This is a genomic window from Fictibacillus sp. UD (assembly GCF_043558025.1).
In the GTDB taxonomy this organism is placed as follows: domain Bacteria; phylum Bacillota; class Bacilli; order Bacillales; family Fictibacillaceae; genus Fictibacillus.
The window spans coordinates 43,006-59,925 of sequence record NZ_JARUHH010000006.1; the positions used below are offsets into that span (position 1 = coordinate 43,006).

Sequence of the window (16,920 nt, forward strand, 5' to 3'; positions counted from 1 at the left end):
ACATGAGAAAAGGGAGCCGTTATTAGCGGTTCTCTTTTCTTTGCGAGAGTCTCTTCTCAAACAGATTGTTTTGTTGGTATTGAATGTTTTGTTCATTCTCTTCTTGAAAAGTTGATTGAAGCGCAAGGTGGGGAGACTCCTGCGGGACAGCGGTCAGGTGAGACCCTTAACGGCGCAAAGCGGCAAGGGGCTCACCGCCTGCCCCGCGGAAAGCGAGCATCCAGGAGCGGAAATCAACCACTTTCAAGAGCATCGAAGTTACTCTAACATGTTCTACAAAACCTTTTCTGGAAAAAAGAAAGATTACTACTGGCATATCCGTATGGGATTTGTTTATAATGAAGAGTATGATTCTTCTAGAGAATGAGCACAATGTGTTGATATAAATGAGTGTGGAGAAGGAAAGGAAGTGCCGATGTGGCTATGTTGAACACGTATACGAAGGAACAAGTCGTTGAAATGTCTATGGTCGAAATCGCATTTGAAATTTTGCAGAATGCTAAGCAGCCTGTTCAATTCTACGATTTAGTAAAACAGATCGCTGAAATCAAAGGTTTGTCTAAAACTGCAGTTGAAAACCGAATTGCGTATTTTTACACAGATATGAACATTGATGGACGTTTCGTTTCATTAGGAGATAACAAATGGGGACTTAAAACGTGGTACCCAGTAGAAAGCTCTGAAGAAGAACTAGGTGCTACGAACAAACCAACAAAACGTAAAAAAGCTTCTGAAGATGATTATGACTTTGAAGAGGACTTTGATGATGAAGACTTTGATGAGTTAGAAGTTGAAGATGAGTTCGTTGAAGACGACGATCTTGCTGATGACGATGACGATGATGATGACGACGATGAAGAAGAATTAGACTTCGATGAAGAAGATGAAGACTTTGAAGAAGATGAAGACGAAGATCTTGAAGAGGAAGATGAAGATCTGTAAGTCTGAGTATTTAGTATGAGTCTACTAAGAAACCGGTGCCTTTTGGTGCTGGTTTTTTTGGTTTTGATAAATAAATGCCAAATCTCATTAAAGATATTCCGGCGAGTTTTACCTATAATACGGCGGATTATCGGAATATATCGGTGATTTTACAAAATTCAATAAAATTTTTCAGTAAAACAATGTCATTAAGAATAAAATTTCCATGTGCAGATCATCTTGACATGAGCTTTCGACTCGGGTAATATTCTTTTTGGGCTATTCCTGTATCTTTTATTTAAAAGACTAATTTTATATGATATCAAAGCAAAAGTGCCCCCTAACCATAGGGGAAGTGTCTTTTGCTTTTTATTTTTTTACGGATTGGTACTTATCACAAGCCTCTCCTGATAGTAGAAAAAGCGTTAAACGCACATACTTATTTTAGAAAATTTAGGGGGATTGAACACATGACAAAATATATTTTTGTTACAGGCGGGGTTGTTTCTTCTTTAGGAAAAGGGATTACTGCTGCATCATTAGGCCGATTATTAAAAAACCGCGGAGTTAAAGTGACAACGCAAAAATTCGATCCTTACATCAACGTGGATCCAGGGACGATGAGCCCTTATCAGCATGGTGAAGTTTTCGTAACAGATGACGGTGCTGAAACGGATTTAGACTTAGGTCACTACGAGCGTTTTATCGATATTAACTTAAACAAATACAGCTCAGTTACGACTGGGAAAATCTATTCTACGGTTCTTAGAAAAGAGCGCCGCGGTGAGTATCTTGGCGGAACGGTTCAGGTTATCCCGCACATTACGAACGAGATCAAAGAGCGTGTTTTCCGTGCTGGCCGCGAAACGAATGCTGATGTAGTAATCACAGAGATTGGCGGAACAGTTGGGGACATCGAGAGCTTGCCTTTCCTAGAAGCGATTCGTCAAATTAAAAGTGATGTAGGTTCTGAAAATGTGATGTACATCCACTGTACATTGATTCCATACATTCGTGCCGCAGGCGAGCTGAAAACGAAGCCAACACAGCACAGTGTAAAAGAGCTTCGCAGTCTTGGTATTCAGCCGAATATTATCGTGGTTCGTACAGAGATGCCAGTACCTCAAGAAATGAAGGACAAGATTGGTCTATTCTGTGACATCGATCCGAAAGCGGTAATCGAAGCAAGAGATGCGGACACGCTTTACCAAGTACCGATCGATCTTCAAGAACAAAAGATGGACGAGCTTGTATGCAAACATCTTAAGCTTGAGACTCACGAGCCTGATATGGCGGAATGGAAAGAACTGATCAACCGAGTAACGAACCTTAAAGGAAAAGTGAAAATCGCATTAGTCGGAAAATATGTAGCACTTCAAGATGCTTATATTTCTGTTGTTGAAGCGATGCGCCACGCAGGTTACCATTTTGACACGGATATCGACATCGACTGGATCAATTCTGAGATGGTTACAGCTGAAAATGTAAACGACCTTTTAAAGGATGCTGATGGTATCCTAGTTCCTGGCGGATTCGGTGACAGAGGGGTAGAAGGAAAGATTTTAGCTACTCAATATGCGCGTGAGAACAAAGTTCCTTTCTTAGGTATCTGTTTAGGTATGCAATTAGCTTCAGTAGAGTTTGCCCGCAACGTTCTTGGACTTGAAGGAGCACATTCTGCAGAATTAATGCCTGAAACGCCATTCCCGGTAATTGATTTGCTTCCTGAACAAAAGGACATCGAAGATCTTGGAGGAACACTTCGTCTTGGATTGTATCCTTGTAAAATTAAAGAAGATACAAAAGCGTTCGCAGCTTATAACGATGAAGTTGTTTATGAAAGACACCGTCACCGTTACGAGTTTAACAACGAGTACCGTGAACAGATGGAAAAAGCAGGCTTCATCTTCTCAGGAACATCTCCTGATGGACGCCTTGTAGAAATCATCGAATTAGAAGATCACCCGTGGTTTGTTGCGTCACAGTTCCACCCGGAATTCACATCACGACCAACACGCCCGCAAGCATTATTCCGTGACTTTATCGGCGCGGTAACACAGTTGAAGAACTAAGAATTTATCGACCGGCAGCTTCCTTTTTGAATGGGGCTGTCGGTTTTTTGCAATTTATGTGATCATCGTCCATTTTTATGTGATGGGCTCTGATTTTTATATGATGTAGTCCATTTTTTATGTGATTACCTTCAATTTTTATGTGATTAAGTTTTTGGACGACTAAAAGTGCTTACGAAAGCTGTTTATCATAATGAAAAAGCCTGGCGCAACAGCCAGGCTTACTTTTACTCTTCAATAAAATCCTCTAAAATTTCCTCTGTAGTTAAAAATAAAGCATAATAAACGAACAAAGCGGCCAATCCTGACGGGAAACCGAGGCGGGAGCCATCATCTAGCGGTACAAGACCGCGAACTGCCTTCGTATCGATTACAATATCTGCCGCCTTCTCCAAATCAGCTTCTTTTCTGTATCCGCCCATCAAAATAACATGACAATCGGCAATTTCTCGCACTTTTGCACAGAACTCAACTGCTTCTTCATCATCCACAAACCGGCTTGCTACAACCACACTATCAATCGTCAAAAGTTCTTCAAACTTCGTATCCGAAAACTCTGCAGCTTGGCGGAATTGATTCTCACCATACAATGCCTCACTCACAACAGCTCCCATTTCGCCAAAGCCATTGAAATAAACGGTTCCTTCTGACAAAACGGTCTGTGCCAGCAAGCGGGAAGCTTCTTCAATCGATTGCTCTTCTTTATCGGAAATGGATTTTAGCAATCCTGCAACTTGTGTTGAAAATATTTTTAACATGAAATGACTCCTAACTTTTCTTAAATCATCGTGAATTTGTCCTTTTATTTAGTATACTGAATTTAACAATACAATTCATGGATATGAGCAGGAAATTGATCTGACTATCTAGAATGACATACAGACAAAGAAACTCAGATGAGGTGAGCAATAATGAGCGGGAAAATATTAATTGTAGACGATCAGTATGGCATCAGAATTCTTTTAAACGAAATTTTTCAAAAAGAAGGTTATAAGACGTATCAGGCAGCTAACGGTGTACAAGCTCTTTCTATTGTAGAGAAGGACCGCCCTGATCTTGTCATTTTAGATATGAAAATTCCTGGAATGGATGGCTTGGAAATTCTTCGCCGTGTCAAAAAACACGATGAAACGATTCAAGTTATTATTATGACAGCATACGGTGAGTTGGACATGATTCATGAGGCCATGAAACTGGGAGCGATTACTCATTTTGCAAAACCATTCGACATTGATGAGATTCGCGCAGCAGTAAGGAAAGAACTTCCATTAAACACGCCTTCCTCATAAAAATCTTTTAAATGCAGGCGTGTCGCAGATGATAGCGTTTACACCCCGAAAACGTTGATGTGTTGCGGTTTTCAGGCGATATTGGTATGCTATACTAGAATTGAAAATGAGCATTATGAAATGTTTAGCAAGACGCCATGAAAGGTAAACTATAATGGCTTCTTTTTGCTGTGTATGCACATTTCAGCACTATACAATACAAAAATGTAGTTGGTCTGCTCGTGCCAATATCCAAAGGAGGACATATAATATGCCTTTAGTTTCAATGAAAGAAATGCTTGAAAAAGCAAAAGCGGAAAATTATGCAGTTGGTCAATTTAACTTGAACAACCTTGAGTTCACTCAAGCGATCCTTAAAGCTGCACAAGAAGAGAAATCTCCAGTAATTCTTGGTGTTTCTGAAGGTGCTGCTCGTTATATGGGCGGGTTCAAGCTTGTAGTTGCTATGGTTAAAGCGCTTATGGAAGAGTATAAAGTGACTGTACCTGTAGCGATTCACCTTGACCACGGTTCAAGCTTCCAAAAGTGTGCTGAAGCGATTCATGCAGGTTTCACATCTGTAATGATCGACGGATCTCATCACCCGTTAGAAGAGAACATCGAGTTAACGAAAAAAGTGGTTGAGCTTGCTCACATCCACGGTGTTTCTGTTGAAGCAGAACTTGGCCGTATCGGTGGACAAGAAGACGACCTAATCGTTGACGATGCTGAAGCTGCTTACGCTGTACCTTCTGAGTGTGATCAACTTGTTCGTGAAACTGGCGTTGACTGTTTCGCACCTGCACTAGGATCTGTTCACGGACCTTACAAAGGTGAGCCGAACTTAGGATTCGACCGCATGAAAGAAGTTATGGAACTAACAGGTGTACCTCTTGTACTTCACGGTGGTACTGGTATCCCAACAAAAGATATCCAAAAAGCAATTTCTTTAGGAACTGCTAAAATTAACGTAAACACAGAAAACCAAATTGCTTCTCACAAAGCGGTTAAAGAATATGTTGGATCAAACCCGGACAAGTACGATCCTCGTAGCTACCTAACTGCTGCACGCGATGCGATCCAAGCGACAGTAGCTGGAAAAATGCGTGAGTTTGGTTCTTCAAACAAAGCTTAATAAAAACCTTTCTTTGAAACCGCCTATACATCATAGGCGGTTTCATTTACACTATAAGAGTGTGAAACTTGGCAAGCTTTATAAGCGTCTAATACACGGTGTTCTTTTTGCAAAAAGATTGTTGCTTTTAGCTTTTTATTCTCGTCATTTGCAAGGTGATAGGAGCGTAAGTTGCGAGACTCCTACGGGACGAGTGGTCAGGTGGAGACTCCTAATGGCGCAAAGCGGCAGGAGGCTCACCGAAAGCCCCGTGGAAAGCGAGCATCTGGAGCGGAAATCAACCACTTTCAAAAGCAACTTTGAAATTTGTAAGCGTAATCCTTCGTGTATGAAGACACACATGTTATAAAAGAATATAAAAGATAGAAAAACTCAACAAACAGGAGTGATTATTTTTGAAATTCTTTATTGATACTGCCAACATTGATGATATTAAAGAAGCCTATGACCTGGGCATTTTATCAGGAGTAACAACAAACCCGTCTTTAGTTGCTAAAGAAAAAGGCGTTGATTTTCATGAGCGTTTAAAGGAAATCACTAGTCTTGTACCGGGTTCTGTTAGTGCTGAGGTGATCGGAACTTCTTATGAAGAAATGGTTACAGAAGGCCGTGAGTTAGCGAAGATCGCACCAAACATCACAGTAAAAGTTCCAATGACGCTGGATGGATTAAAAGCGGTAAAGACGTTTTCTGATGAAAACATTAAAACAAACGTAACGCTTATTTTTAATGCGAACCAAGCATTGTTAGCAGCTCGTGCAGGTGCGACATATGTTTCACCATTCTTAGGACGCTTAGATGATATCGGTCAAGATGGGCTTGAACTGATCTCACAAGTGGCGCAAATTTTTGCGATCCACGAAATTCCAACTGAGATTATCGCAGCATCTATTCGCCACCCTGTTCACGTAACAGAAGCAGCAATACGAGGCGCCCACATCGCAACGATTCCGCCAAACGTAATCAAAGGACTTGTAAAGCATCCATTAACCGACCAAGGCATCGAAAAGTTCCTAGCCGACTGGGAAGCTGCGAATAGAAAGTAATTGCAAACATTGTAGCTTTTGGAAGTGGTTGATTTCCATTTCAGATGCTCGCTTTCCGTGGGGCAGGCGGTGAGCCACATTTGTACGTTTCACGTATAAGTGTCTCCCTTGTCTAGTTGCAGTGGCTAGCCCCTCGAGGTCAAAAGTTAAACGGTCAAGAAGGCAAAGTGCGCCTTCCTAGCCCATTCATCTTTTGCTTGTCGGGGCTGAGCGAGCCACTTCCACTTTGAAGACTGCCCACCTGTCCCGCAGGAGTCTCGCATCTTACACTCCAATCAACAATCATAGAAGACAAAATTTGAAAGCAACAATTTATTAGTTAAGCTTTTGATTTTCCATCTTCATCGTAAGTTGATTGTAGCGGAAGGTTGCCGACTCCTATGGGACGAGCGGTCAGGTGGAGACTCCTAAAGGCGCAAAGCGGCAGGAGGCTCACCGTACGCCCCATGGAAAGCGAGCAACCTGGAGCGAAATCAACTGCTTAACGCGCGACAAAGAAATGCGTAATTTTTATACATGAAAAGAAAATTTTGGTAAATAATAAAACTATTGAAACTGGTAATGCAATCACAACTTTTGTGACTCTTACTGAAAGGAGTTTACCATGGAAAAACTGATGATTGAAGGGGGCTATCCTCTCGAAGGAACGGTCCATATAAGCGGAGCAAAGAATAGTGCGGTGGCATTGATTCCCGCGACGATACTAGCAGAATCTACCGTTACCATTGATGGTTTACCTAACATATCAGATGTTCGTATTCTGCGTGATTTGTTAGAGGAAATCGGAGGGGAAGCTTACCTGGATGAGAATCAGACTCTAACGGTTAACCCTGAAAAAATGATTGCGATGCCGCTGCCGAGCGGAAAAGTGAAAAAGCTTCGTGCTTCATATTACTTGATGGGTGCGATGCTAGGACGCTTTAAGAAAGCTGTTATCGGGTTGCCAGGGGGATGTAACTTAGGACCTCGTCCGATCGATCAGCACATTAAGGGGTTTGAAGCACTCGGTGCAAAAGTAACGAACGAGCAAGGTGCGATCTATCTTCGTGCGGATGAGCTTGTTGGAGCACGAATCTACTTGGACGTTGTAAGTGTTGGAGCGACGATCAATATCATGCTTGCAGCAGTAAGAGCAAAAGGACAAACGATTATTGAGAACGCGGCGAAAGAGCCTGAGATCATTGATGTAGCTACGCTTTTAACAAGCATGGGTGCAAAGATTAAAGGTGCAGGTACTGACGTGATTCGTATTGATGGTGTTGATGAAATGCACGGCTGCCGTCATTCCATTATTCCTGACCGTATCGAAGCAGGAACGTACATGATCTTAGCAGCATCAATGGGTCAGCAAGTGCTGCTTGATAACGTAATTCCGCTTCACTTAGAATCGCTGATCGCAAAGTTAAGAGAGATGGGCGTGTACATCGAAACAAAAGATGATCAAGTGCTCGTTTATCGAGGAAAAGACCCATTAAAAAGCGTTGATATTAAGACGCTCGTATACCCAGGGTTTCCGACGGATCTTCAGCAGCCGTTCACTTCACTTTTAACAAGCTCAGAAGGGACGAGCATTGTAACCGATACGATCTATAGTGCCCGTTTTAAACATATCGACGAACTTCGCCGTATGGGAGCGAATGTGAAAGTTGAAGGACGTTCTGCTATAATAAATGGGCCGACAAAGCTTGAAGGTGCAAAAGTAAAAGCTTCTGATCTTCGTGCAGGAGCAGCGCTTGTTGTTGCAGGGCTTATGGCAGAAGGTGTAACAGAGATCTCTGGCCTCGAGCATATCGACCGCGGCTATGAATCTTTAGTGGACAAGTTAAAAGGACTTGGCGCTAAAGTATGGCGCGAGAGCATGGGTGCCGAAGAGATGGAAGAGCTTAAGAATTCATAAACAAAAATGAAAAATCACCTATACCTGGTGATTTTTCTTCAGGATAAAAATGTAAGCGTTTTAAGATTGGGGAGGGAACACACATGGAGAGAAGTTTATCAATGGAGCTTGTTCGTGTAACAGAAGCAGCAGCTCTTGCATCAGCAAGATGGATGGGTAGAGGAAAGAAAGAAGAAGCGGATGATGCAGCAACAACTGCAATGCGTAACGTTTTTGATACGGTTCCGATGAAAGGAACAGTTGTGATTGGTGAAGGAGAAATGGACGAAGCGCCGATGCTTTATATCGGTGAAAAGCTTGGGACAGGCTATGGTCCGCGAGTAGACGTAGCAGTCGATCCATTAGAAGGAACAAATATCGTAGCATCAGGAACGTGGAACGCACTGGCGGTTTTAGCGATTGCTGACCATGGCAATCTGCTTCACGCACCAGACATGTATATGGACAAGATCGCAGTTGGCCGCGAGAGCGTCGGGAAAGTTGATATCAATGCACCGGTCATTGACAACTTAAGAGCAGTAGCGGAAGCGAAAAACAAAAATATCGAGGACTTAGTAGCGGTTATTTTAGATCGTCCTCGTCATCAGCAGATCATCCAAGACATCCGTGAAGCAGGTGCCCGTATTAAGCTAATCTCAGACGGTGATGTAGCTGCAGCGATCAATACAGCATTTGATGATACAGGAGTAGATATTTTATTCGGATCAGGCGGAGCTCCAGAGGGAGTAATCGCAGCGGTAGCATTAAAATGCCTCGGCGGAGAGCTTCAAGGAAAGCTTCTTCCTCAAAACGACGAAGAATTAGAACGCTGCAAACGTATGGGTATCGATGATGTGAACCGTGTATTGTACATGGACGACCTTGTAAAAGGCGACGATGCGATCTTTGCGGCAACAGGTGTAACAGACGGAGAGCTGTTAAAAGGAGTTCGTTTTGACGGATCAACAGGAACAACACAATCTGTTGTTATGCGTGCAAAATCAGGAACGGTGCGATTTATCGATGGAAGACATAGTTTGAAGAAGAAGCCAGACCTTGTGATTAAACCATAAATAATGTGTGAGACCGGACAATGCGTCCGGTCTTTCCATTACAATTACATGAATTCATTTTAAATTCGGTTGCAAAAGTTTTATATGTATTGTAAATTCACGTAGAGGGGCTTGTTTACTCGAGTTTCTGCTGCTTGATTAAAGACCGAATTTGTGGTTAAAATAAGAAGTATGATTCATTTTGTTATCAACATTTTCTTCATACCCACTAAACCATCTTTCAAAAGGAACTCCTTCCATTAACAAAACCTAATTTTACAAAACCAAAACCAAACCAATACAAACATAAAAAAATCCCATTTATAAAACATAAATTGAGTTAGTTATTAATAGAAAAGCGTGGTGTCACTATGGGGATAGATTTAGCAACATTAGAGACAAAGAAGTTAAAAGAGCTTTATGAGCTTGCCAAACAATTTGATATTCAATATTATGGTAAATTAACAAAACGTGAATTGATGTTTTCAATTTTGAAAGCACAGGCAGAACTTGATGGTTATTCATTCATGGAAGGTGTATTGGAAATCATCCCGAACGAAGGATTCGGCTTTCTGCGTCCGATCAACTACTCACCGAGTTCTCAAGATATCTACATATCTGCATCACAGATCCGCAGATTTGATCTAAGAAACGGTGATAAAGTTTCGGGGAAAGTTCGTCCTCCAAAAGAGAACGAGCGGTATTACGGACTTTTACAAGTTAACGCGGTTAATGGCGAAGATCCTGAAACGGCAAAAGAACGCGTGCATTTCCCTGCACTGACAGCTCTTTATCCGGAAAGAAAAATGGTGATGGAAACAACGGGCAACAATATCTCAACGCGAATCATCGATATGATGGCACCTGTTGGATTTGGTCAGCGTGGTCTGATCGTCGCTCCTCCAAAAGCGGGTAAGACGAGCTTGTTAAAAGAAATCGCACACAGTGTAACGACGAATAACCCGCAAGTAGAACTGATTGTTTTGCTAATCGATGAACGTCCAGAGGAAGTAACGGATATTGAGCGCTCTGTTAAAGGGGACGTTGTAAGTTCAACGTTTGATGAAGTGCCTGAAAACCACATTAAAGTGGCAGAGCTTGTGTTAGAGCGTGCGATGCGACTCGTTGAACATAAAAAAGATGTTGTGATCTTGCTGGACAGCATTACGCGTCTAGCTCGTGCATACAACTTAGTTATTCCGCCAAGCGGACGAACACTTTCTGGTGGTATCGACCCGGCTGCATTTCACCGTCCGAAGCGTTTCTTTGGTGCGGCCCGTAACATCGAAGAAGGCGGCAGCTTAACAATTTTAGCAACGGCTCTTGTAGATACGGGTTCTCGTATGGATGATGTTATCTACGAGGAATTCAAAGGAACAGGAAACATGGAGCTTCACTTAGACCGCAAGCTGGCTGAGCGCCGTATTTTCCCTGCGATCGACATTCGCCGTTCTGGAACGAGAAAAGAAGAGATGCTTATTGCAAAAGATCATCTTGAAGCACTTTGGTCGATCCGTAAGACGATGGATGACTCGTTCGATTTCGTAGATAAATTCATGAAACGCATGCGTAAAACAGAAAATAACGAAGAGTTTTTCGAGCTGTTTGAGAGTGAAAAAAAGGGCACGCCAAAAAGAGCTAAACCCGTAACAAACTAACGAAAAAGTATGGTTGCAAATGGGTTTTGTCCCTGTTATACTATTTTTATGTGTTTATAACTCTGTCTCCGCATAGGAAACAGGGCAGAAGGAGTGGAATTAGAATGAAACAAGGAATTCATCCGAATTATAAAAAGGTTATCTTTGTTGACGCTCAAAGCGGATTTAGCTTCCTTTCAGGTTCAACTTTGTCTTCAAGCGAGACAATGAAATGGGAAGACGGTAACGAATATCCAGTAATCAAAGTGGATGTAAGTTCTGACACTCACCCGTTCTACACAGGACGTCAGAAGTTCTCTGATGTTGGTGGACGTGTTGACCGCTTTAAGAAGAAATACAACCTTAAGTAATTTGTTGCAAGTAAAAGGGCAGGAGTCTTTCTTGCCCTTTTTTCTTTTATATAAACAAACATTTTCAGACTCGGTAACTGTATTGATGGACCGGGTTTTTTATACGCCTTAAAAGGAGTAAAGCACTCCTATACCGAACGTTTAAGTATGAGAAAACAGAAGCGAAATCGTACATACTAAGGGAAAGATTGTTGCGAAAGGGGGAGCAGGCCATGTATGTGATGAAACAAAATGGCTGGATCGAATTGATTTGCGGCAGCATGTTCTCTGGAAAGTCAGAAGAACTCATTCGCCGTGTAAGAAGGGCAACGTATGCCAAACAAAAAGTACAGGTGTTTAAGCCGCTGATCGATAATCGCTACAGCGAGGAGTCGGTTGTGTCTCATAACGGAACAGCTGTAATGGCTGAGCCTGTTGGACGATCTGTTGAGATCTTAAAAAATGTTTTACCGGAAACAGAAGTCGTTGCGATCGATGAAGTGCAATTCTTCGATGAAGATATCATTCCAGTTGCTCAAGAGCTTGCGGATCAAGGACTGCGCGTCATCGTTGCTGGACTTGATCAAGACTTTAAAGGCGAGCCATTTGGACCTGTTCCAAAAATGATGGCACTTGCTGAACACGTGACTAAGCTTCAGGCGATCTGCATGGTTTGCGGCTCTCCTGCCAGCCGTACACAGCGTTTAATCGACGGCAGACCAGCTTCTTACGATGATCCCGTGATCTTAGTAGGCGCATCCGAGTCATACGAACCGCGCTGCCGCCATTGTCACGAAGTACCAGGAAAGAAAAGAAACCTCCTTTCAGGCGCAGAGGGCTTAGAAGGACGTTTGAAATAGTTGAATGGATTAAGTCCGAAAGCTCTGTGCTTTTGGGCTTTTTTAGTTGGTTGAAATAAAAAGATGTGTCGAGTTTTGCTTTATTTTGTCAACTCGCTTATATAATGTTAAAATTCGCCGTATTATGCTCAGAACTCGCTGTATTACTTTGAATTCTCGCCGTATTATCCATCTATTTTCTTGAATTAACTTGTGCACATTACCTTCAACTTCAAAAAGGTCCAGTTTCGCTCAGCGAAACTGCTCACTATACAACATAAACACCTCCACATCAGGAAATCCTAACGATATGGGAGGTGTTTATAGTGAAAAAGGCAATTATTGCTCCAGTTTTGGCGCTGCTTGTTACCACAGCGTGTTCTCCTATGCAGTCGTACAAAGAAGAAGGCGGAAAAACGGAACCGGCAGCTCACGAAAATAAACGGGATATACGCGATAACCTGTTTGGCCATGGAATTATAAATTACCACCTAACCAAAAATGAGCCGCGTAACAGTTATAGTTTTGATACGAACATGAACCCGAGTGATTATCGGACAATGAACTCTACTCGCTTTGATTTGTCTGATGATCAGGATATGATTCGTCAAGCTGTTATTGATGCGTCTGGTATTAACCCGCAGATGGTCACCATTAACGGGAATTATGCGCACATCCATATTAATGTGCCGCATGATATGTCAAAAAAGGAACGTGCTGCAACACATCGAAAAATCATGAATGCCGTTGAACGTGCAGTTCCTCGATATAATTTCTCACTAAAAATTGATGACTAGCGGGAAATAAAATGGGAAATGGGGTCAGACCCCATTTCCCATTTTATTTCCCAAGTCTTCTAGCTGCTTGCTGGATTGGATCCCATGAACCGTTATAAGGCGGTGCGTAGGATAGATCCAAATCCGCTAATTCCTCAACGTCCATTTCATGATAAAGAGCTGTCGCTAATACATCGATTCGTTTATCAACGCCTTCTGCTCCAATAATTTGGCCACCTAAGAGCTTCTTTGTTTCTTTATGATACGTTAATTTCACTTCTAATTTTTTCGGATCAGGATAATATCCAGCATGACTTTTTGTTGTTATTTTAATCTCATCAAACGGAATGTTAAGTTTTTCTGCTTCTTTGTTCGATAATCCCGTTTTTCCGAGTGTTAAATCCATAAATTGAATAATGGAAGAGCCTACAATTCCTTTAAATTGCTTTTCCACGCCAGCCATATTCAGTCCTGCGATCCTGCCTTGTTTATTAGCGGTCGTTCCGAGCGGAATATGGTCATTGAGTTTTTTTACACGGTGATAATGGGTCGCGCAATCGCCAGCGGCATAAACGCCATCCACATTCGTCTCCATACGCTCATTTACAACGATAACACCTTGTTCGTTTAACTCCACATTTGTATCTTTCAAAAAGTCAGTGTTGGGTGTCACTCCAACCGAAACGATCACGAGGTCTGTTGGATAATCTTTTTTAGCGGTTTTAACAAACTGAACATGATCATCACCTTTAAAGCCTAGCACTTCTTCCTCTAAACAAAGCTCGATCCCATGTTTTTCTGCTTCTTCGTGAATGAATGGAGCGAAATCTTCATCAAAGATGCTGCCAAGCTGATTGCTGCGCTGGATGATACGTACACTTTTACCGAGTTTAAGCACGTTTTCAGCCATTTCGAGGCCGATGTAGCCGCCGCCAATAATCGTTACGTTCTGCACACCTTTCAGTCCAGCCATCAGTTCCTCAGCGTCAGGAATCGTTTTAAGAGGGTAGATGCCTTTTAGATGAACCCCTGTCCATTGTTTTGGGATGATCGGCCGAACACCTGTGGCTACCAAAAGCTTATCGTATGTCACTTCGAACGGTTTCCCTGTTTTCGTATGTATGCCAGAGACCGTGTTGGATTCCGTGTCTACCGCATTTACTTCGTGAAAAGTACGTGCGTCCATTCCGTATTTTTCGCGAAAGGTTTCAATACTGCGAGCGATGAGTTTTTCTGTAGAAGGGATGAGCCCGCCTACGACATACGGAAGTCCACATTGTCCATAAGAATAGATGCCGCCTTTTTCAAGAACGGTTATATCAGCGTTCTCTGTGTTCCTGACAATCTGCATCGCGGCACTCATGCCAGCTGCGTCTCCTCCAATAATGCAATATTTCATCTGATCAGCTCCTTACATCTCTCTAACAATATAGTATTCCCATTGTCTCAAAAAAAGTAACTTTACATGTATGATGACACAACTCTCTCGTTTTTGACCAACAAGAAGTACGGAATTAAAACGAATTATGATAGTAGAAAGAGGTGGTGGACTGTGCTAGAAATTAAATCTAACGGAGCGGACTGGAATGCACCGGTTCAACCGATTCATACATTGTTAAAAAAGTTGGAACAAAAACCATTAGACCCTGTTTATGAAGGCATGGGGAATTTTATTATTAAATATAAACATGAGCATCAGACAGATAATCCGCGTTATGTCGGGTGTACGCACTTTCTCGGTCATTTTGCGACCATTCCATATGTATTTAATCTGATTACGAATGAAAAAGTAGTTATAGAGGAGTTAACGAAAGCGATTCGAATGAACCAGGAGCGTATCGATTACGAGCAATTGCGCCGAAATATATTTTCCTATTAATTTCCTTTTGTCCTGTGCTATGCTTTTGGTGAGGTGATGGGAATGAAGGGAAAAGTAGCTTCCTTAAACATCAAGCTTCCGGAAGAAGTAGCAACGTCTAACAAGACTTTTTTTACAGCTTATAATAAAATTCCGCAGCGGCAGCCGGTCTTTTTATATAAAACGCATTTTGAAGGAGACGGTGTTGGAGATAAAGTCCATCATGGCGGACTGGATCAAGCGGTTTGTGTGTATCCTTATGAACATTATGAAAAGTGGAATGCTGAGCTGAAGCTGGATAGTCCGCTTAAGATACCAGCATTCGGAGAAAATATTACACCTATAGGATTTACAGAAGATGCTGTGTGTATTGGTGACGTTTTTCAGATGGGGGAAGCGGTCGTTCAAATTACACAGCCTCGCCAGCCTTGTAACACATTAGCTTCTATATTGTGCCGCCCTGATATGATTAAAAAAGTTGTAGATACAGGCCGTACAGGATATTATCTTCGTGTTCTGCAAGAAGGAATGGTGGCAGCAGGTGATGAGATGGTGAAAATCGAAAAACACTCAGCTGGCATTTCTGTTACAGAAACCAATCAGATCAAGTATGGATTTGAAAAAGATCCCGAAAAAATTCAGCGTTTAATTGAAGTGAAGGAATTGGCTGCATCGATGAGAGAATCTTTATTAAAAAGAACTTAAAACTTTTATTATAACACCTTTATAAAAAGGAATCATTTGGGAAAATGGTTCTTTTTTTAGGTTGTTTATTCCACTGTTAAGAACACGTTTTTCCCAATTTTTGAAAAGAACAATCATGATACAATATTTAAGTAATAGTCGAACAATTCAGAATTATACATAACGGGCCCGGGACCTGACCACCAAGAGCACATGGTTTGATTGTTATAAAATCATGATTGGGGGAAAAGAAATGAAAAAAACTGTATTACGCACGTTTAGTGCAATGCTCAGTTTATTGTTTGTCCTATCCTTATTGGTAGGTAATCTCCATTTCTCTGCATCTGCTGCAACGGTTGATAAAGGACCGAAAAACTTCCTCGTTGGTTTTAAATCAGATATTCAAACAGCTCAAGTAAATGATGTTAAAAAAATGGGTGGGCAAGTTAAGCATCAGTTCAAGTTTATGGATACGATGCTTGTTTCAATGCCTGAAGCGGCAGCAGAAGCACTTAAAAAGAACCCGAATGTTTCTTTTGTAGAAGAAGACAGCATCGCGTATAAAACAGCTCAATCTACCCCTTGGGGAATTACACATATTAAAGCAAATCAAGTTCATGCGACTGGAAACACAGGATCAGGTGTTAAAGTAGCGATTTTAGATACGGGAATTGACGCAAGTCATGAAGACTTAAACGTACGTGGCGGTGCGAGCTTTGTACCTAGTGAGCCAAATGCACTGGTTGATGGTGATGGCCACGGAACACACGTTGCGGGTACAGTAGCAGCACTTAATAACACGACAGGTGTTCTTGGTGTAGCTTATTCAGCTGACCTTTACGCGGTAAAAGTTTTAGACAGTACTGGAAGCGGAACATACAGCGGCATCATTCAAGGAATTGAATGGGCTGTTGCTAACAATATGGATGTCATCAACATGAGCTTAGGTGGTAGCTCTGGATCAACGGCGCTTCAGCAAGCTTGTGATAATGCATATAACTCTGGTGTGCTAGTAGTTGCGGCTGCAGGAAACTCAGGAACAAAAGGGAAGAGAAACACGATTGGTTATCCTGCAAAATATGCTTCTGTAATGGCAGTTGGAGCGGTTGACGCTAACAATGCGCGCGCTTCGTTTTCGAGCGTGGGTACCGAGCTTGAAGTGATGGCACCGGGTGTTAGTATTTTAAGTTCTGTGCCAGGCAACAAGTATGCGAGCTACAACGGAACTTCGATGGCTTCACCACACGTGGCAGGAGCAGCAGCACTGATTATGGCGGGTAACCCAGGACTAACAAACGTTCAAGTTCGCCAAAAGCTCGTCAACACAGCGAAACCGCTTGGTGATGCATTTTATTACGGTAAGGGCGTAATTGATGTTTACGCAGCTACTAGATAACTAAAAAAAT

Annotated in this window: 19 protein-coding genes; 16 read left to right on the forward strand and 3 right to left on the reverse strand. The window is 42.1% G+C overall.

Translation table 11 applies throughout. The features are described 5' to 3' along the window. The first annotated feature begins 157 nt into the window (after positions 1 to 157). The 3 genes from P8610_RS11530 (at position 158) to P8610_RS11540 (ending at position 2,993) form a co-directional block, all read left to right on the forward strand. Positions 158 to 367 (forward strand): hypothetical protein, encoded by a 210-nt coding sequence (locus tag P8610_RS11530; RefSeq protein WP_394604504.1) that lies wholly within the window; start codon positions 158 to 160, stop codon positions 365 to 367. 56 nt (positions 368 to 423) lie between these two features. Beyond that, positions 424 to 942: a DNA-directed RNA polymerase subunit delta gene (rpoE, locus tag P8610_RS11535; RefSeq protein ID WP_289497561.1), complete on the forward strand. Its 519-nt coding sequence runs from the start codon at positions 424 to 426 to the stop codon at positions 940 to 942. A gap of 449 nt (positions 943 to 1,391) precedes the next feature. Continuing rightward, complete coding sequence (locus P8610_RS11540; protein ID WP_394604505.1) at positions 1,392 to 2,993, forward strand: CTP synthase; 1,602 nt, start codon at positions 1,392 to 1,394, stop codon at positions 2,991 to 2,993. Between the two features lie 227 nt (positions 2,994 to 3,220). On the opposite strand, the gene P8610_RS11545 is transcribed toward P8610_RS11540, so the two are convergent. Beyond that, entirely contained in the window at positions 3,221 to 3,751 is a 531-nt protein-coding gene (locus P8610_RS11545; protein WP_394604506.1) for a DUF2529 family protein, read from the reverse strand. Between the two features lie 150 nt (positions 3,752 to 3,901). Between P8610_RS11545 and P8610_RS11550 the strand changes: the two genes are divergently transcribed. The 4 genes from P8610_RS11550 (at position 3,902) to fsa (ending at position 6,442) form a co-directional block, all read left to right on the forward strand. Then, entirely contained in the window at positions 3,902 to 4,282 is a 381-nt protein-coding gene (locus P8610_RS11550) for a response regulator (protein WP_171005594.1), read from the forward strand. A 250-nt stretch (positions 4,283 to 4,532) separates the two neighbouring features. Continuing rightward, the gene (gene fba, locus P8610_RS11555; RefSeq protein ID WP_394604507.1) at positions 4,533 to 5,396 is read left to right on the forward strand and encodes a class II fructose-1,6-bisphosphate aldolase; all 864 of its coding nucleotides are present in this window, start codon (positions 4,533 to 4,535) and stop codon (positions 5,394 to 5,396) included. Between the two features lie 171 nt (positions 5,397 to 5,567). Next, positions 5,568 to 5,699, forward strand: coding sequence for a hypothetical protein (locus P8610_RS11560; RefSeq protein ID WP_394604508.1), 132 nt, complete (start codon positions 5,568 to 5,570; stop codon positions 5,697 to 5,699). Positions 5,700 to 5,791: 92 nt separating this feature from the next. Continuing rightward, entirely contained in the window at positions 5,792 to 6,442 is a 651-nt protein-coding gene (fsa, locus tag P8610_RS11565) for a fructose-6-phosphate aldolase (protein WP_066244699.1), read from the forward strand. Here fsa and P8610_RS11570 read toward each other — a convergent pair. Next, positions 6,410 to 6,535, reverse strand: a complete 126-nt coding sequence (locus P8610_RS11570; RefSeq protein WP_394604509.1) for a hypothetical protein — start codon at positions 6,533 to 6,535, stop codon at positions 6,410 to 6,412. The genes fsa and P8610_RS11570 overlap by 33 nt on opposite strands. A gap of 511 nt (positions 6,536 to 7,046) precedes the next feature. On the opposite strand from P8610_RS11570, the gene P8610_RS11575 reads away from it, so the two are divergent. The 6 genes from P8610_RS11575 (at position 7,047) to P8610_RS11600 (ending at position 12,993) form a co-directional block, all read left to right on the forward strand. Next, a complete protein-coding gene (locus P8610_RS11575; RefSeq protein ID WP_394604510.1) occupies positions 7,047 to 8,339 on the forward strand; it encodes a UDP-N-acetylglucosamine 1-carboxyvinyltransferase in 1,293 nt (430 codons plus the stop codon). An 83-nt stretch (positions 8,340 to 8,422) separates the two neighbouring features. Next, on the forward strand, positions 8,423 to 9,391 hold the full coding sequence (gene glpX, locus P8610_RS11580) for a class II fructose-bisphosphatase (RefSeq protein ID WP_289494025.1): 969 nt from the start codon (positions 8,423 to 8,425) through the stop codon (positions 9,389 to 9,391). A 350-nt stretch (positions 9,392 to 9,741) separates the two neighbouring features. Then, positions 9,742 to 11,028: a transcription termination factor Rho gene (gene rho / locus P8610_RS11585; RefSeq protein WP_394604511.1), complete on the forward strand. Its 1,287-nt coding sequence runs from the start codon at positions 9,742 to 9,744 to the stop codon at positions 11,026 to 11,028. Between the two features lie 104 nt (positions 11,029 to 11,132). Further along, positions 11,133 to 11,378 carry a type B 50S ribosomal protein L31 gene (locus P8610_RS11590; RefSeq protein WP_066399025.1) on the forward strand — a complete coding sequence of 82 codons (246 nt, stop codon included), beginning with the start codon at positions 11,133 to 11,135 and terminating at the stop codon, positions 11,376 to 11,378. 212 nt (positions 11,379 to 11,590) lie between these two features. Then, positions 11,591 to 12,217: a thymidine kinase gene (locus P8610_RS11595; RefSeq protein ID WP_394604512.1), complete on the forward strand. Its 627-nt coding sequence runs from the start codon at positions 11,591 to 11,593 to the stop codon at positions 12,215 to 12,217. 305 nt (positions 12,218 to 12,522) lie between these two features. Further along, positions 12,523 to 12,993, forward strand: coding sequence for a hypothetical protein (locus P8610_RS11600; protein ID WP_394604513.1), 471 nt, complete (start codon positions 12,523 to 12,525; stop codon positions 12,991 to 12,993). 43 nt (positions 12,994 to 13,036) lie between these two features. Here P8610_RS11600 and P8610_RS11605 read toward each other — a convergent pair whose 3' ends face one another. Continuing rightward, positions 13,037 to 14,371, reverse strand: a complete 1,335-nt coding sequence (locus tag P8610_RS11605; protein WP_394604514.1) for a CoA-disulfide reductase — start codon at positions 14,369 to 14,371, stop codon at positions 13,037 to 13,039. Positions 14,372 to 14,524: 153 nt separating this feature from the next. On the opposite strand from P8610_RS11605, the gene P8610_RS11610 reads away from it, so the two are divergent. From P8610_RS11610 to P8610_RS11620, 3 genes are all read left to right on the forward strand, one after another. Beyond that, a complete protein-coding gene (locus P8610_RS11610; RefSeq protein WP_289494030.1) occupies positions 14,525 to 14,851 on the forward strand; it encodes a hypothetical protein in 327 nt (108 codons plus the stop codon). A 42-nt stretch (positions 14,852 to 14,893) separates the two neighbouring features. Continuing rightward, complete coding sequence (locus tag P8610_RS11615; RefSeq protein WP_394604515.1) at positions 14,894 to 15,535, forward strand: MOSC domain-containing protein; 642 nt, start codon at positions 14,894 to 14,896, stop codon at positions 15,533 to 15,535. Between the two features lie 232 nt (positions 15,536 to 15,767). Continuing rightward, positions 15,768 to 16,910: a S8 family peptidase gene (locus P8610_RS11620; RefSeq protein ID WP_394604516.1), complete on the forward strand. Its 1,143-nt coding sequence runs from the start codon at positions 15,768 to 15,770 to the stop codon at positions 16,908 to 16,910. Positions 16,911 to 16,920 lie beyond the last annotated feature (10 nt).

What these genes read in the sequence shown, in the direction of transcription:
- rpoE (WP_289497561.1), top strand. Translation starts at nt 424, where the DNA reads ATGTTGAACACGTATACGAAGGAACAAGTCGTTGAAATGTCTATGGTC.
- P8610_RS11540 (WP_394604505.1), top strand. Translation starts at nt 1,392, where the DNA reads ATGACAAAATATATTTTTGTTACAGGCGGGGTTGTTTCTTCTTTAGGA.
- P8610_RS11545 (WP_394604506.1), bottom strand. Translation starts at nt 3,751, where the DNA reads ATGTTAAAAATATTTTCAACACAAGTTGCAGGATTGCTAAAATCCATT.
- fba (WP_394604507.1), top strand. Translation starts at nt 4,533, where the DNA reads ATGCCTTTAGTTTCAATGAAAGAAATGCTTGAAAAAGCAAAAGCGGAA.
- P8610_RS11575 (WP_394604510.1), top strand. Translation starts at nt 7,047, where the DNA reads ATGGAAAAACTGATGATTGAAGGGGGCTATCCTCTCGAAGGAACGGTC.
- glpX (WP_289494025.1), top strand. Translation starts at nt 8,423, where the DNA reads ATGGAGAGAAGTTTATCAATGGAGCTTGTTCGTGTAACAGAAGCAGCA.
- rho (WP_394604511.1), top strand. Translation starts at nt 9,742, where the DNA reads ATGGGGATAGATTTAGCAACATTAGAGACAAAGAAGTTAAAAGAGCTT.
- P8610_RS11590 (WP_066399025.1), top strand. Translation starts at nt 11,133, where the DNA reads ATGAAACAAGGAATTCATCCGAATTATAAAAAGGTTATCTTTGTTGAC.
- P8610_RS11595 (WP_394604512.1), top strand. Translation starts at nt 11,591, where the DNA reads ATGTATGTGATGAAACAAAATGGCTGGATCGAATTGATTTGCGGCAGC.
- P8610_RS11605 (WP_394604514.1), bottom strand. Translation starts at nt 14,371, where the DNA reads ATGAAATATTGCATTATTGGAGGAGACGCAGCTGGCATGAGTGCCGCG.
- P8610_RS11615 (WP_394604515.1), top strand. Translation starts at nt 14,894, where the DNA reads ATGAAGGGAAAAGTAGCTTCCTTAAACATCAAGCTTCCGGAAGAAGTA.
- P8610_RS11620 (WP_394604516.1), top strand. Translation starts at nt 15,768, where the DNA reads ATGAAAAAAACTGTATTACGCACGTTTAGTGCAATGCTCAGTTTATTG.